General features: G+C 64.8%; 17 protein-coding genes. 3 read left to right on the plus strand and 14 right to left on the minus strand.

What is annotated here, in order from left to right; genetic code table 11:
* Positions 1–7: 7 nt before the first annotated feature.
* The 13 genes from AC13FW_RS04660 to AC13FW_RS04720 all read right to left on the minus strand — a co-directional run bounded on the left by AC13FW_RS04660 (position 8) and on the right by AC13FW_RS04720 (position 11,688).
* Positions 8–1,012, minus strand: coding sequence for an efflux RND transporter periplasmic adaptor subunit (locus tag AC13FW_RS04660; RefSeq protein WP_482988354.1), 1,005 nt, complete (start codon positions 1,010–1,012; stop codon positions 8–10).
* Positions 1,009–2,289: a TolC family protein gene (locus tag AC13FW_RS04665; protein ID WP_482988355.1), complete on the minus strand. Its 1,281-nt coding sequence runs from the start codon at positions 2,287–2,289 to the stop codon at positions 1,009–1,011. Before AC13FW_RS04665 ends, AC13FW_RS04660 begins: the two co-directional genes overlap by 4 nt.
* A 54-nt stretch (positions 2,290–2,343) precedes the next feature.
* Positions 2,344–2,727 carry a hypothetical protein gene (locus AC13FW_RS04670; protein ID WP_482988356.1) on the minus strand — a complete coding sequence of 128 codons (384 nt, stop codon included), beginning with the start codon at positions 2,725–2,727 and terminating at the stop codon, positions 2,344–2,346.
* 254 nt (positions 2,728–2,981) lie between these two features.
* Positions 2,982–4,766: a DUF885 domain-containing protein gene (locus AC13FW_RS04675; protein WP_296250099.1), complete on the minus strand. Its 1,785-nt coding sequence runs from the start codon at positions 4,764–4,766 to the stop codon at positions 2,982–2,984.
* Between the two features lie 109 nt (positions 4,767–4,875).
* Complete coding sequence (locus AC13FW_RS04680; RefSeq protein ID WP_405051638.1) at positions 4,876–5,211, minus strand: lipid-A-disaccharide synthase N-terminal domain-containing protein; 336 nt, start codon at positions 5,209–5,211, stop codon at positions 4,876–4,878.
* Between the two features lie 2 nt (positions 5,212–5,213).
* Complete coding sequence (locus AC13FW_RS04685; RefSeq protein WP_296250097.1) at positions 5,214–5,936, minus strand: glycosyltransferase family 2 protein; 723 nt, start codon at positions 5,934–5,936, stop codon at positions 5,214–5,216.
* A gap of 72 nt (positions 5,937–6,008) precedes the next feature.
* Positions 6,009–6,974 carry an SDR family NAD(P)-dependent oxidoreductase gene (locus tag AC13FW_RS04690; RefSeq protein ID WP_482988357.1) on the minus strand — a complete coding sequence of 322 codons (966 nt, stop codon included), beginning with the start codon at positions 6,972–6,974 and terminating at the stop codon, positions 6,009–6,011.
* Entirely contained in the window at positions 6,971–7,702 is a 732-nt protein-coding gene (locus AC13FW_RS04695) for a suppressor of fused domain protein (RefSeq protein ID WP_482988358.1), read from the minus strand. Before AC13FW_RS04695 ends, AC13FW_RS04690 begins: the two co-directional genes overlap by 4 nt.
* Positions 7,703–7,741: 39 nt before the next feature.
* Positions 7,742–8,050: a helix-hairpin-helix domain-containing protein gene (locus tag AC13FW_RS04700; RefSeq protein ID WP_296250089.1), complete on the minus strand. Its 309-nt coding sequence runs from the start codon at positions 8,048–8,050 to the stop codon at positions 7,742–7,744.
* 34 nt (positions 8,051–8,084) lie between these two features.
* Entirely contained in the window at positions 8,085–8,999 is a 915-nt protein-coding gene (locus AC13FW_RS04705; RefSeq protein WP_482988359.1) for a ParB/RepB/Spo0J family partition protein, read from the minus strand.
* A complete protein-coding gene (locus AC13FW_RS04710) occupies positions 8,999–9,796 on the minus strand; it encodes a ParA family protein (RefSeq protein ID WP_282270048.1) in 798 nt (265 codons plus the stop codon). Before AC13FW_RS04710 ends, AC13FW_RS04705 begins: the two co-directional genes overlap by 1 nt.
* Positions 9,797–10,197: 401 nt before the next feature.
* A complete protein-coding gene (gene rsmG / locus AC13FW_RS04715) occupies positions 10,198–10,836 on the minus strand; it encodes a 16S rRNA (guanine(527)-N(7))-methyltransferase RsmG (RefSeq protein ID WP_482988360.1) in 639 nt (212 codons plus the stop codon).
* Positions 10,837–11,097: 261 nt separating this feature from the next.
* Positions 11,098–11,688: a 4'-phosphopantetheinyl transferase family protein gene (locus tag AC13FW_RS04720; protein WP_482988361.1), complete on the minus strand. Its 591-nt coding sequence runs from the start codon at positions 11,686–11,688 to the stop codon at positions 11,098–11,100.
* A 102-nt stretch (positions 11,689–11,790) separates the two neighbouring features.
* Between AC13FW_RS04720 and AC13FW_RS04725 the strand changes: the two genes are divergently transcribed.
* A complete protein-coding gene (locus AC13FW_RS04725) occupies positions 11,791–12,045 on the plus strand; it encodes a GlsB/YeaQ/YmgE family stress response membrane protein (RefSeq protein ID WP_282270042.1) in 255 nt (84 codons plus the stop codon).
* A 56-nt stretch (positions 12,046–12,101) separates the two neighbouring features.
* Here AC13FW_RS04725 and xth read toward each other — a convergent pair whose 3' ends face one another.
* Positions 12,102–12,875 (minus strand): exodeoxyribonuclease III, encoded by a 774-nt coding sequence (gene xth, locus AC13FW_RS04730; RefSeq protein WP_482988362.1) that lies wholly within the window; start codon positions 12,873–12,875, stop codon positions 12,102–12,104.
* Between the two features lie 199 nt (positions 12,876–13,074).
* Between xth and AC13FW_RS04735 the strand changes: the two genes are divergently transcribed.
* Both AC13FW_RS04735 and AC13FW_RS04740 read left to right on the plus strand, forming a co-directional pair.
* On the plus strand, positions 13,075–14,163 hold the full coding sequence (locus AC13FW_RS04735; RefSeq protein WP_482988363.1) for a type IV toxin-antitoxin system AbiEi family antitoxin: 1,089 nt from the start codon (positions 13,075–13,077) through the stop codon (positions 14,161–14,163).
* Positions 14,148–15,020 carry a nucleotidyl transferase AbiEii/AbiGii toxin family protein gene (locus tag AC13FW_RS04740; protein WP_482988364.1) on the plus strand — a complete coding sequence of 291 codons (873 nt, stop codon included), beginning with the start codon at positions 14,148–14,150 and terminating at the stop codon, positions 15,018–15,020. The genes AC13FW_RS04735 and AC13FW_RS04740 overlap by 16 nt, the downstream gene beginning before the upstream one ends.
* Positions 15,021–15,062: the final 42 nt, after the last annotated feature.

Below are 15,062 nucleotides of genomic sequence, written 5' to 3' on the forward strand. Positions count from 1 at the left end.
GCACTGATCAATGTTCATGCGCGGCCCCCGCTTTGCCGATGTCGGCCTTGACCACATAGCTCTGCTCGACCACGACCTGCTCGCCAACGCGCAGACCTTCCTTGACCTCGACCTTGCCGGCATCGCGTGCGCCCAACACCACCGGACGCGCGGTATAGGTGTCGCCATCACGCACGAACACCACCTCGCGTCCTTCCATGGTCTGCAGCGCGGAAAGCGGCACCACCATCGCGGCCGGCTGCATCGCCACCACGATGCGCGCCTTCACTGCAGCACCGGGTCGCCACAGGCCATCGTCATTGCGCACGCTGGCGCGGGCCACGGTGCTCTGGCTTGCAGTGGCGGTGCCTGGCAGCACGCGCTCCAGCGTGGTGCCCTGGCTAACGCCATCTGTCATGCGGGTGACCGTGACCGGCACGCCGGCGGTGATGTGCTGGGTGTCGTTGCCGAAGATATGCAGGTCCACCCACAGCTCGGATAGGTCGCCGATCTCGAACAGCGGTGTGCCCTCGCCCGCGACCGCACCCACCTGTGCCTGCCGCGACAACACCACGCCGCTGATTGGTGCGCTGATGCTGTAGGTGGTCAGGCTGAGATTGCTGTCGATACTGGCCAGGGTCTGGCCGGCGCTGACGCGATCGCCGACATTTGCGCGCAGCGAGCGGATCGGCCCGGGGAAGCGCGCCATCACCTGCGCGACGCGGCCATCCACCGGGGTCAACAGGCCCTGCACCTCGTGCTCATCGGCGATGGTGCCGGCCTGCACGGCGGCGCTGCGGATGCCGGACTGTTCGGCCATTGCCGCCTTGATGGTGGTGCGGTCGGCTTCTGCTTCCTCGCCCTCGTCGTGGGCGTGACCGTCTGCATCACCGCCCTTTTCTTCATCGTGATCATGGCCAGCTTCTTCTGCCGCACCGGCACCGGCTTCAGCCACCGGCTTTGCACCGCAACCGACCAGCAGCAGACTCATTGCCAACACGCCGGCGGCTACAACATTCATCGGACGGCTCATCGTGCGTTCTCCACGGCAGCGGTTGCATCGGTGGCCAGCATTCCCTGACCGGTGAGGCGCTGGATCTCGATCAGCGCGGTCTGTGCGGCGATGGCCGCGTCCAACTGGCGCTGGCGCGATTCAATGCGCATGGCCTGCATCTGCGCCCACTCCATGTAACTGGCGGCACCAGCGCGCCAGGCCTGCTCGGCAGCGCGCTCGGCCTTCTGCAACTGCGGCAGCACGTCCGCCTGCATGCGCTGCACTTCCAGCCGCGCGGTGACATAGCGTCCGTGTGCCTCGGCCAGGGTGGCGTACAACTGCTGCTGGCGGGCCTGGCGCTGGTAGGGAAGCAGGGCGAGATCGGCTTCTGCCTCGCGGATCTCCGGCGCGGCACGGCGGGCGCTGCCCAGCGGGATGCTGAAGCCACCGACCAGCGAGGTGGCGTTGTCGGCGCGGCTGTTGCGTACGCCCACCTGCCAGTTCCAATCCGGACGGCTGCGGGTGCGCACCAGTTGCAGCTGCGCTTCGCGGATACGCTGCTCGCCGAGCAGCTCGGCCAGTTCCGGTGCGCGTTGCAGATCGTCATTGAGCAGCGCGAAATCGCGCAGTGCCGGCAACTGCAATGCATCGCCACTCACCGCCTTGAAGTCAGGCGCGCGCGCGCCCCACAGCGCGGCCAGCGACAGCCGTGCTGCGCCCGCTTCTTCGATGGCACGATCGCGATCCAGTTCCGCCTGCGCCAGCATTGCCTGCGCAGTGAACAGCACCGACTCCGGCGAAGCACCTGCCTGCAAGCGCAGGCGCGCGGCGGACACCGCACGGCGACGCTGCTCGATATCGGTACTGGCGATCTGCAGTGCTGCTTGCGCTTGTGCCACCGCGAGGTAACGGCGTGCGGTTTCGGCGAGCAGATCGAGGCGTGCGGTGGCGCGCTGCGGTGCCAGCGCATCGATATTGGCCTGGGCCAGCATGCGGCGCGCATCGAGCTTGTCGCCGCGTTCCAGCACACCGGAAAGGCTGACCGTGGCTTCGGCGCCCTGCACGCCACGGGCATCGCCGCTGCCGAGCAGGTTCTCCAGTTCCACGCCCAGTTGCATCGGCGGGCGCAGCAACGCGGCGTCGCGGCGGGCTTCAAGTACAGGGCGCTGCGCATCGATCAGGCGCAGCTCAGGGTGATCAAGGGCAACGCGGACGATGGCATCGTCCAGCGTCAACGGCACAGCAGGCACCGGCACCTGCGCATACGCGCGCGGCACCAGCGCAAAGGCGGCAACAGCCGCCAGGCGCATCCACATGGGTTTCTCCAGATAGCAGGTTCAGACGTAGGGGCCGGCCAAGGGGCCGGGACGTCAGACGACTATCGGGGGACGGAACAGGCTCTCGGTCGGGTGCGTGACCGCTTGCGTGCCCAGCATGGCCACGGCCTGCTGTGCAGGCGGTGATGCCACGATCCAGGCGGGGGTGACGGTGGGCAACACGCCACCGTGGCCGTGGCAGTCCACGCAATGCACCAAGGCATGCAGCAGGGCGTTGGCGCTGTCTTCGGCATCCGGAGCGGTCGCCAGTTTGGCGTCATCGTGCTCATGCACGTCGGCACCTATATCGGTGTGCGCCAGCATGTGGATGTCGGTCAGTGCTGCGGCCAGCGAAGTGCCGAATACGCCAATGCCGACCAGCGCCAGCATCAGCAGGCGCAGCAGGTGGAGGCGACGGTGGCGCAGGGCGTGCAGCATCGGCGCAGGTTAGCGGGTGCTCGATGGGTTACACAATCGCAGTGTGGTTGCTGTGGTTCAGCTGTGTGCTGTTGCCCCTCCCCTTTGGCGCAGCCAAGGGGGAGGTTGGGAGGGGGTGGCTTTGCTTGTGGCTTTGGGTCACTGCGAAGTGCACCCCTCCCCGGCCCTCACCTTGGCTGCGCCAAAGGGAGGGAGCTAGAAGCACCCCTCCCCAACCCTCCCCTGCGCGTTGCGCAAGGGAGGGAGCAGAGCACTCACTTCGCCGCTTTACGCTCGGCGATGTAGGCCTGGATCTGCTGCTCCAGCACCGGCAGCGGTACCGAGCCCTGCTTGAGCACGGCGTCGTGGAAGCCCTTGATGTCGAACTTGTCGCCCAGTTCCTTCTCGGCCTGCGCACGCAGCTTGACGATGGTGATCTCGCCCAGCTTGTAGCTCAGTGCCTGCGCCGGCCAGGAGATGTAGCGATCCACTTCGGTGGTGACTTCGTGCTCGCTCAGCGCGGTGTGGTCACGCAGGTAGGCGATCGCGCGGTCGCGGTCCCAGCCGTAGTGATGCACGCCGGTATCGATCACCAGGCGGCAGGCGCGCCACATTTCATAGGTCAGGCGGCCGAAGTCTTCGTATGGAGTCTGGTAGATGCCCATGTCGACGCCGAGCTTCTCGGTGTACAGGCCCCAACCTTCGCCATAGGCCGAGATATAGGCGGTGCGACGGAACTCGGGCTGGCCGGTCTGCTCGGCGGCGAGTGCGCCCTGCAGGGCGTGGCCCGGGTCGGACTCGTGCAGGGTCAGTGCCGGCAGGTTGTACAGCGGGCGCGCCGGCAGGTTGTAGGTATTGAGCCAGTAGGTGCCCATGCCGCCACGGCCGGCGGTCCAGAACGGGGCGATATCCGGCGGCACCGGCACGATGGTGAAGCGCGCGCGCGGCAAGGTCATGAACTTGCCGATCACGCCGTCCACGCGCTTGGAGATCCACGCCGCACGCCACAGCAATTCGTCCGGCGTCTTGGCGTAGAACTGCGGGTCGGTACGCAGGAATTCGAGGAAATCGGCGAAGCGAGTCTGCTCGCTTTTGCCCTTGAAGCCCACCTTGTCGATGATGGCGTTCATTTCCTGCTGGATGCGATTCACCTCGGCCAGGCCCTGCGCATGGATCTGCTGCGGGCTCAGGTCCAGCGTGGTGTATTCGCGGATCTGCTGGCGGTAGAACTCCTTGCCACCCGGCATTTTCTCGGCCGCCAGGGTGGTGCGCGACTGCGGCACGTATTCCTGCCGGTAGAAGGTCAGCAGCTTGCCGAAGGCCGGCACCACGCTGCCGCTGATGGCCTGCTTGGCATCGGCCTGCAGCTTGGCCTGCTCGGCCGCCGGAATGCTGCTGGGCAGCTTCTTCAGCGGCTCGTACAACGGCGACTCGGTCGGGTCCTTCAGCTCGGCCACGGTCGAGATCGACACGTCGCGCCCTTCCAGCACCGCACGCGGCACGCTGAAGCCACGGGCAAGGCCGGCGCGCATGTTGACCATCTGCTGGTCGAAGTAACGCGGCACATCGTTCAGGCGCGCGATGTAGTTGCGGTAGTCCTCCGCGGTCTTCATCTCGCGGCGGGCCATGAAGCTGAGGTTGGACCAGAACGAGGAATCCGAATTGAACGGCATCTCGTAGCTGCCCAGGCGCACTTCATCGGCCAGGCTTTCGACCTGGTAGTGATAGATGGCGTAGTTGATCTGGTTCTCGGCCGAGAGCTTGCTCGGGTCGATGGCCTCGAGCTGCTTCAGCACCCCATCCCACACCTTCAGGCGCGCCTTCTGTGCTTCGGCGCTGACGTCGGGCAGGCGCGTGCTGTTGGCCGGGGCGTCGCTGTCTTCGCTGGCTTCGCCGCCACCGGTCTGGCGCCAGGCCCATTCCTTCTCGTAGATGGCCTTGAACTGGTCATCCAGCGATTGGGTGGCCAGCGTGGCCGGGGCCGACGGTGCGGCGGCAAAGGCCGGGGTGGCGCTCAGGCCAAGGGTGAGCAGCAGCGCAACGGTCAACGGCGATTTCACGATCGGTATTCCCCAGGTGGTTCATTCACCCCGATCATCGCATTGAAGCTGCCGCCCGACCTAGACGGATTCAGGCGGCAAACCGCCGGATTTGGGCACAGTCGCCCGCTCAGTGACCGGCTTTGTCGCGCTGCCAGCCACGGTGCTTGATATCCAGGCGCAGGCTGTAGAGCGCGGTGAATGCCGGGAACAGGTTCTGCACCACACCCACCGCATCCTGCTTGGACGAGAACAGGAAGTAGCTCAGCGTCATCAGGCTGCCGAGCACGCTCATGTACCAGAACAGGCGCGGGATCACCGGCTTGCCGGCACGGCGCGAGGCGACGAACTGCACCAGCCAGCGGCCGCCGAACATCAACGCACCGGTCAGTCCGATCAGCTTCCACGGCGACATGTGCACGCCGGTCCACTCCAGCCACACCAGTGGTTGGTTCATGAAATCCATGCTCAGACCTCTTCCACCGCGGTGCGCTTGGAACGGGTGATCAACCAGGCCACGCCACGCAGGTCGCGGATGCCGACCAGCGCGCGGCCGAGGTTGTTGTACTTGGAAACGCCAGCGGTGCGATGGCGATGGTTGACCGGCACGCTCACCGTCTTCCAGCCGGCACGCTGCATCAGCGCCGGCAGGTAGCGGTGCATGTGGTCGAAGTACGGCAGGTCGAGGAAGGCGGCGCGCTCGAACAGCTTGATGCCGCAGCCGGTGTCCGGCGTGTCATCGCGCAGCATGCGCGCGCGGATGGCATTGGCCCACTTGCTGGCCCAGCGCTTGCTGCCCGAATCCTGGCGGTTGACGCGCCAGCCGGCGAACAGCCTGACCTGCGGTTCGGCCTTGGCGCGCGCGGCCAGCAGCTTGGGGATATCGGCCGGATCGTTCTGGCCGTCACCGTCGAGGGTGGCGATCCACGGCGCGCGCGCGGCCTTGACGCCGGTGCGCACTGCCGTGCTCTGCCCGCTCTGGCTGACATGGTGCAACACCCGCAGCTCCGGGTTGGTGGCCTTCAGCGCCTGCAGCACCTGCAGGCTGTCGTCCTTGGAGTTGTCGTCGACGTAGACGATCTCGAAATCGATCTGGCCGCGCAGCGCAGCGGTGATTTCATTGACCAGCGGCGCGACGTTGTCGCGTTCGTTGAAGACGGGAACAACCACTGAGAGGCTGGGTTGGTTCATTGCTGGTTCCGCAGGTTGTGCATTTGAAGAAAGGTCACGCATTTTCCAAAACTCAACTTAGCGGAAGGTGAGTCAGGCGCTTGACCCGAAGTAGCTACGGCACCACTCCACCACCGGAGGCAGGCCCAGTTCGATCGGCGTGTCCGGCGCGTAGCCGAAGGCGGCCTGGGCGCGCGAGGTATCGGCCATGGTTTCCACCATGTCGCCCGGCTGCATCGGCTTGTAGACCTTGTGCGCCGGGTGCCCCGCGGCCGAGGCGATCACGTCGATGAAATGTTCCAGCTCCACCGGGGTGTGGTTGCCCAGGTTGAACACCTGGTGGGGTGTGGCCTGGGCGGAGGGATGCGACAGCGCCCCGAGGATACCGGCGACGATGTCAGAAACATGTGTGAAGTCACGCCGCATCTGGCCGTTGTTGAACACATCGATGCTGCGCCCGGCCAGCACCGCGCGCGAGAACAGCAGCGGCGCCATGTCCGGCCGGCCCCAGGGGCCATACACGGTGAAAAAGCGCAGGCCGGTGGCCTTCAGGCCGTACAGCTGCGCATAGGTATAGGCCATCAACTCGTTGGCGGCCTTGGTGGCCGCGTACAGCGAGCGCGGCTGGTCCACGCGCTGGTCTTCGGAGAACGGTGGCGTGGCCGAGTTGCCATAGACCGAGCTGCTGGACGCATAGACCAGGTGCTGGACGCCGCGGTGCCGGCACAGCTCCAGCAGGTTGACGAAGCCGACCAGGTTGCTTTCCACGTAGGCGTGCGGGTTTTCCAGCGAATAGCGCACGCCGGCCTGCGCGGCCAGGTGGATCACCTGCGTCGGCTGGATTTCATCGAACAGCGCGGCCAGGCCATCGCGGTCGGTGATGTCCAGCGCGCGCATATCCAGCTGCGGGCACAGGGCAGCGACGCGGTCACGCTTGAGCTGCGGATCGTAGTAATCGTTGTAGTTGTCCAGCCCGACCACGCGCTCGCCTTGGGCGGCCAGTGCCTGGCAGGTGTAAGCGCCGATGAAACCAGCGGCGCCGGTGACGAGTACGGTCATGCAGGAAGTCCAGACAGATGTTCGCGGGCCGGATTATGCCGGCCCGGCTCGATGACATCACCGATGTCGTTGTCGCTCAGCAGGTCGATCAGCGCATCGGCACCTTCGCGCAGCTTCAAGGCCATTTCCTGCGGGTACAACGGCACCACGGACAGGAACTCGATGCTGGTGTCGTCATCGACCACCAGGGTGTCGAAATCTTCCGGTGCCGACAGCGCCAGCAGCAGGATCGCACCATCGAACGCCACGCCGGGCGCGTACGGCTGGGCCGGATCGCCGTTGGGCACGGTATGGGTCAGGCCCAGCCAGGTGTTGTGCTTGTGCGGCAGCCGCGCCAGCGTCTTGAGCAGGCGGATGGGCCAGTAATTGCGCTCGTCCTGCAGCTGGGCGTGATCCAGCGGCCAGTCGCCGGGCAGGGTCAGCATCAGCTCCAGGTAGGGCGAGACCTCGGCATCATCCGGCAGCTGCATCGGCAGATCGCTCATGCCGGAAGTGACCAAGCGCGTATTCGGGCAGTCCCCGCACGGCGGCACCACATGGATGTCCACGTGCACGGTATCGGAGACGATTTCATGCAGCACGTTGGTTATCGGCCCGAGATGGTGCTCGATGTGCGCGCTGATCGCCGCACCGTGCGAATGGCCGCGTGCGGGCTCGAAATCACTGGCCTGGCCGTGGTCCAGGATGCGGCTGCCGCCCGGGCTCATTTCGTCGCCTGTGTTGCTCATGCACTGCTCCGGTTGGTGGCCACGAGCATCGCCCCTGCCTCACCACAGGGTGAGCGGCGCGTCCTTGGCCAGGGTTTCCTTGCGTTCCTTGCTGTATGCCCACCACGGCTGCGGCGCGTCGCCCCCCATGAAACGCACCACCGACAGGAAGACATCGATCACGCAGGGATCGTGCACCACGCCGGTCTTCAGGCATAGCTGCGCATACATATCGTAGGGATCACGCCCGCGCAGGTGCGCGGGAACCCGGATCCCGATCAGACGGAGATCCTTTTCACAGGCCGGCCCGACATTCGGCAGGTCGGTCAGACGCAATAGATGATTGCGGTCGACCTTGGTGGGGTTCATTGCCTTGCGTGCACCTCGGGGGGAATGAAGTACGTCAGCCGTTCTGGCGGACGCGCAGCCGCTCCAGCACGCCGTCCAGCGTGTCCAGATCGGTGTAGTGGATGACCAGCTTGCCCTTGCCGCCGCGGCCGTGGCTGATCGCCACTTTCGCACCCAGCGATTCGGACAGCTCGGTTTCCAGCGATGCGATATCGGCCTGCGGCGCGCTCGGCGACGGCTTGGCCTTGCGTGCGCCCGGTACCTTGCCGGCGGCGAATTGCTGCGCGCGGTGCTCGACTTCACGCACCGACCAGCCCTGCTCGGCGGCTTCTTCGGCCAGCTTGGTAGCCAGTTCCGGCGCCAGCGTCAGCAGCGCGCGGGCATGGCCCATTTCCAGGCGGCGGGTTTCCAGCAGCACGCGCACGCCGATCGGCAGATCGATCAGGCGCAGCAGGTTGGACACCGAGGCGCGCGAGCGGCCAACCGCCTGCGCGGCTTCGGCATGGGTCAGGGTGAACTCGCTGACCAGGCGCGCCAATGCTTCGGCTTCTTCCAGCGGATTGAGGTCTTCGCGCTGGATGTTCTCGATCAGCGCCATCGCGATGACGGTGCGGTCTTCCAGCTCGCGCACCACCACCGGCACTTCGTCCAGCCCGGCCAGGCGCGAAGCGCGCCAACGGCGTTCACCGGCGATGATTTCGTAGCTGCCGCCCTCGATCTGGCGCACCAGGATGGGCTGGATGATGCCCTGTGCCTTGATCGACTCGGCCAGTTCGGCCAGCTTGGCCTCGTCCATGTCGCGACGCGGCTGGTACTTGCCGGGTTGCAGCTGGTCGATGGGCAGCTTGCGCAGCACTTCGCCGGGTTGCGGCTCGGCGACGGCAGCGACGGTGACCGGGGTTACGGCGCCCTTCGGGCCCAGCAGGGCATCAAGACCACGGCCAAGACCGCGCTTTTTCGCTGCACTCATCAGACAGCCTCCACGGCCCGGGAGGGCTGCTTGCGTTCGTTGTTGCGGCGGATGATCTCGCCGGCCAGGCCCAGGTAGGCCACGCCACCGCGCGAGGCGCGGTCGTAGCCGACGATGCTCTGGCCATGGCTGGGCGCCTCGGCCAGGCGCACGTTGCGCGGCACGATGGTGCGGAACACGCGGTCGCCGAAGTACTCGGTGAGCTGCGCCGACACCGCATTGGCCAGGTTGTTGCGCACGTCGAACATGGTGCGCAGCACGCCTTCGATTTCCAGCGCCGGGTTGAGGTTGATCTTCAGCGCATCGATGGTCTCGACCAGCGCGCTCAGGCCTTCCAGCGCGTAGTACTCGCACTGCATCGGCACGATCACCGAGTCGGCGGCGGCCAGCGCGTTCAGCGTCAGCAGCGACAGCGCCGGCGGGCAGTCGATCAGGATGTAGTCGTATTGATCGCGGATGGGTGCCAGCGCGCGCTTGAGGCGCTGCTCACGCTCGCCCTGGTCCATCAGCTGGATCTCGGCCGCGGTCAGGTCGATGTTGCCTGGCAGCAGGTCGAAGCCTTCCGGCGTGGTGACGCGCACTTCGGCGGCGGTGACCTCGCCCAGCAGCAGGTCACAGGTGGACGCAGCCACCTCACGCTTGTCCACGCCACTGCCCATGGTCGCGTTGCCCTGCGAGTCCAGGTCGACCAGCAGCACGCGCTTGGGCGCGGCGGCAAGGGAAGCAGCCAGATTGACAGCCGTCGTGGTCTTGCCGACGCCGCCTTTCTGGTTGGCGATGGCGATGATGCGAGCCATGCAGGAGAGCCTCGTTGGCGAAGTTGGACTGGTCATTATGGGGGTAGCGGCGCGCAGGCGGAAATCGGTTTCCGGGTAACGGGCGGCTTTGGCCCGGGAATGTGCCCTGATTTGCTCTACTTTGGCCGTATCCCTCCCTTTGGCGCAGCCAAGGGGAGGGCTGGGAAGGGGTAGCTTTTGGCCTTGACCGGCAAAGCCCCTGCCGAGCATGGCTCGGCACTACCGCCTGCCCCCTCCCTTTGGTCGAAGACCAAGGGGAGGGTTGGGGAGGGGTGCCGTTGCTCTGGCTCTCCAAATGACAGCCAAGCAAAGATCAAAAGCGCCCCCTTCCGCCCCCCGCCTTCGCGGGGGCAGGCTCTACGGGCACCTTCCCCCGCAAGCGGAGGAAGGAATCCAGCGGCTCAGGTCCGCTCCACCACCACCAGATGCCGGTCACCAACCAGTCCCGGCACCTGCAGCGGGCGTACTTCCAGCACCTGCCAGCCGGCGGGCAGCTGGGCGATCTCTTCGTGCGGGTACACACCCTTCATCGCCAGCAGCTGGCCGCCGGGACGCAGCAGGTGACCGCCAACCTCGATGATGCCGGCCAAGGTGTCCATGGCGCGGGCGGTGAGGTTGTCGTAAGCACCCGGCTCGTCCAGCGCTTCAGCACGGGATTCGGCGACACGGGCATTGCCCAGACCAAGCTGGCGCACGGCCTCGCGCATGAAGCGGGCCTTCTTGCCGTTGCTCTCGACCAGGGTCACCTGCAGCTGCGAATGGGTGATCGCCAACGGAATGCCCGGCAAGCCGGGGCCAGTGCCCAGATCGGCCAGGCTGCCGCTGCTGACATGCTCGGCCATGGCCAGCGAATCGAGCAGATGGCGGGTGACCATTTCGCGCGGATCGCGGATGGCGGTGAGATTGTAGGTGCGATTCCAGCGCACCAGCAGGGTCAGGTAGGCCAGCAGGGGCTTGGCCAAAGCGGCGTCCAGACCCATGGCCTTCAAGCCGTGGTCGAGGTCGCTGGCGACTTCGCGCGGGAGAGTGGTGTCGTTCATGGCAGGGATTATCGCAGGAGTGGCTGCTTGAGCCCCCTCCCTTGTGCCGAAGCGTAACTTTGCCCCCTCCCTTGCGCGTAGCGCAGGGGAGGGTTGGGGAGGGGTGCTTTGGATGTGGCTTTTGATCTGTCGCGCAGAGCAAGAGCAACGGCAACAGCTACCCCTCCCCAGCCCTCCCCTACGCTTCGCGCAAGGGAGGGAGCAAAACCACCCCTCCCCGGCCCTCCCTTTGGCCGCAGGCCAAAGGGAGGGGGCACGTCGCTACAGCGGATACCACGCCAGCGCAGCCCGGAAATCCTCCGTCGCCTGCCACTCATATAAATGCCAGCGGGCCGCATCACCCAGGCCCGGGTCGCACCACACCAGCTGCAAGGCCCCCGTCGCATCCGGCGCGAAGCGCAGCTTCTCCAGCCCGAACGAAATGCCATGCCCGTGCGCCTTCAGCAGCGCCTCCTTGGCGCACCACACGCGGAAGAACCAGTGCTCGCAGCCGCTGTCGTCCAGTGCATCCAGCCAGGCAATCTCCTCCGGGTGGAAGAAACGACGGATCACCTCGCGCATCTGCTTGCGTGGCCGCTGCCGCTCCAGGTCCACGCCCAGGCGTGCGCCCTCGCCCAGCGCCACCAGCAGATGGCCGCCGCTATGGCTCCAGCCGGTGCCGTAATGCGCCAACTCACCGATCAGCCAGGGCCGGCTGCGCTCATCGCGGGTCAGCGGCAAGGCCTCGGGCGTGGTGTCGAAAACACCGGCCAGCACCTCGCGGGCCTGCGGCTCACCACGGGTTCCAGGGGTATGCGGCAACAGCCACACCTCCACCTGACCAAACTGCCAATGGCGACCAGCGGGGCTCATGCTGAACAGGCTCCTGCCCGGACAAACATGTTCTTAACGCCACTGCGCGTTGACTGTCGCCACCGCACCTTTCGGGGTGCTTCACGGCAGGGAGGTTCGCGCATGGGCATCATCATCTGGTTGATTATTGGTGGCGTCGTGGGTTGGCTGGCCAGCATCATCATGCGCCGCGATGCGCAGCAGGGCATCATCCTGAACATCGTGGTGGGCATCGTCGGCGCCATGATCGCCGGCTTCTTCTTCAGCGGCGGCAGCATCAATGGTGCGATCACCGTGCGCTCCTTCCTGTTGTCACTGGTCGGCGCGGTAGTGCTGCTGGCCATCGTCAATCTGTTCACACGCAAAAGCGTGCGTTAACCGTTCTGGCGCCGATTCGACCGAGGCCCGGCTGGCAACAGCCGGGCCTTGTTGTTTCAGCCCTGTGCCAGCTGCACCCAGGCCGGCGCGTGATCACTGGGGCGTTCCCAGGTACGCGGTTCGCGGTCGATGCCGGAGGCAGCAGCTTGCGGCTTGAGCGCATCGGAGACCAGGGTCAGGTCGATGCGCAGGCCCAGGTCGCGACGGAAACCGGCCGCGCGGTAATCCCACCAGCTGAAGATGCCAGCGGCATCGTTGTGCAGGCGGAAAGCGTCGTGCAGGCCCAGATCCAGCAGCTTCTGCAGCGCGCCACGCTCGGCTGTGGAGGTCAGGATGTGGTCACCGTTCCACACCGCCGGGTCGTAGACATCGCGGTCATCCGGCGCGATGTTGAAATCGCCCATCACCACCAGCTGTGGATGCTTCTGCAGCTCGGCCGCGACCCAGGCGTGCACCGCTTCCAGCCAACGCAGCTTGTAGGCGTACTTGTCAGTGCCCACGTCCTGGCCGTTGACCACGTACAGATTGATGATGCGCACGCCATTGACGGTGCCGGCGATCACCCGCTTCTGCTCGTCCTCGAAGCCGGGAATGCCGATCTGCACGTCTTCGATCGGGTGCCGCGACAGCAGCGCCACCCCGTTATAGGTCTTCTGCCCGGCGAACACATTGCGGTAGCCCAGCTCCAGCAGCCGCGTATCGGGGAACTTGTGGTCCTCCAGCTTGGTTTCCTGGATGCCGACCACGTCGGGGGCAAAGTCGGCCAGCCACTGTTCCAGGTGCGGCAGGCGGACGTTGAGCGAATTGACGTTCCAGCTGGCGATTTTCATTTTTTGCGCAACCCACTGAATTTCCTGCATTTTATCATCATTTCTTGCTATTTCCCCATAGGGCTGCTCGAACTCCCGGCTCACTGAAGAATGCGAACAGATCCAATTTCAGCCCAATGAGCACTTTCAGCATATGCTGAAACGTGCATATTTACTGAAATTCCATTGACTTTTTCATTAATATTGATAATTTCAGCAAATGCTGAAACACATCGAACTGGTGAAAGACGTCAAATTACGCGCCGCTGAAGCGCTGCAAAGCCTGCTTGGGCAGGTGCCTGCCATCACGCGGCTAAGTGTTGAACCTCAACACCACGCAGCCGATGAGGGAGTCGATGTTTTCGTACATCTCAAGGCGGCCGGTCAGGACCGACTACTGGTTTGTGAAGTGAAGTCCAGTGGGCAACCACGGTACGTGCGGGCAGCGCTTTTTCAGTTGAAGCACTTCGTTGAAAGAAACGCGGAAGGTGCCATTCCGGTCTTCATCGCCCCCTACCTGTCGCCAAATGCGCAAGCGCTGTGCCGCGAGGAAGGTGTGGGCTTCATCGACCTGGAGGGCAATGCCTACTTGTCCTTTGATGGCATCTACATCGAGCGCCAAGTTGCGACCAAGCCAGACAGCGAGCGCCGCGAACTCAAGTCGCTGTTCACGCCGAAGTCGGCGCAGGTACTACGCGTCCTGCTCCGCGACCCAAGCCGGTCATGGCGAGTGATCGAACTTGCCGACGCCAGCGCCGTCAGCGTGGGCCATGTCAGCAACGTGCGCAGCAATTTGCTGGACCGGGAGTGGGCTGAAGTAGCGGATGAAGGGCTACTTCTCACCAGGCCCGATGCCCTGCTTGACGAATGGGCGGCGGTTTACCGTTCGCCCGTCGGAAAGCGCCTGAGCTTCTATACGACGATGCACGGTAGCGCCTTGGATGAAGCAAACAGACAGGTGCTGCACGCGGATAGCGATGACAACGGGCAAGCCGTGCTTGCCTCCTACTCAGCGGCACAATGGCTGGCGCCCTATGCGCGCACCGGCACCCATTATTTCTACGCCGATGCACAGGGTCTTGAGCGGCTACACGCGGCCCTTGGACTGTCCGCAGTCGGGAAAGGTCAGAACGTTGTTGTGACGGTGCCCAAAGATGATGGCCTGTTCCTCGATGCAATCGAACCAGCACCGGGCGTGGTCTGCACCAGCGCCGTACAGACTTATCTGGACCTGATAGTGTCTGGCGAGCGCGGTATGGAAGCCGCTGAGCATCTACGCAAGGAAAGGCTGACATGGCAGAAAACCTGATTCCGCAGGAACCTCAATCCGCTGCCGACTACGACGACCGCACGACAGCCGCGGTGAAAACTGTTTTGGTCGAGATCGGACAGATCCTCGGCAGCTTCAAAGGAAAATTCGCCGTGATAGGCGGCGCAGTGCCGTGGTTGTTGTTGGCCAATACGGACATGCCCCATGTCGGCACGCTCGACCTGGATCTTGGCCTCGATGCCGAAGCCCTTGGTGACGGCGAGTACGCGACGCTGATCACGTCGCTGATGGGACATGGCTACCAGCAACGTGATGAACTTCGCCGATTCCAACTGGTGCGGCAGGTACCCGCCACTGATGGCGGCGGGCCGATTGATGTGATCGTCGATTTCCTGATGCCACGTGACGCCGACATCGCAAGGAACAAACCACCGTTGATCGACAACTTCGCCGTCCAGCGAGCAGACGGCGCGGACCTGGCGAGCCACTTCTACGAGATGGTGGCGGTAACAGGCTCCATGCCAACCGGCGGCACCAATCGCGTGGAGATCGCGGTGTGTTCGATTCCCGCGTTGCTGGCGATGAAGGGCTATGCCATAGAAGGCCGTCACAAGCAGAAAGATGCTTATGACATCTATTACTGCATCCGTAACTATCCGGGCGGCATCGATGCCTTGGCGGAAGCCTGCCGGCCGGTGCTGGACCGAGACAGTGGCGCTGCGGGATACCGCATGATCGCCGGAAAGTTCGACACACCGGAAAGCTACGGCCCCACCAGCGTCCGCTTGTTCGTAGAAGAGACGGCGGTACTTGGAGACCGTACCCCGGAGCAATGGCAACAGGATGCATTCGGCCAGGTGGACGCGTGGTTGCGTGCGCTGGGCTTGAAAGACTGACGCGATAACGGCACCGGGAGCGATCCACTGCTCTCGCCTGAT

It is taken from the genome of Stenotrophomonas sp. 21LCFQ19, assembly GCF_056861425.1.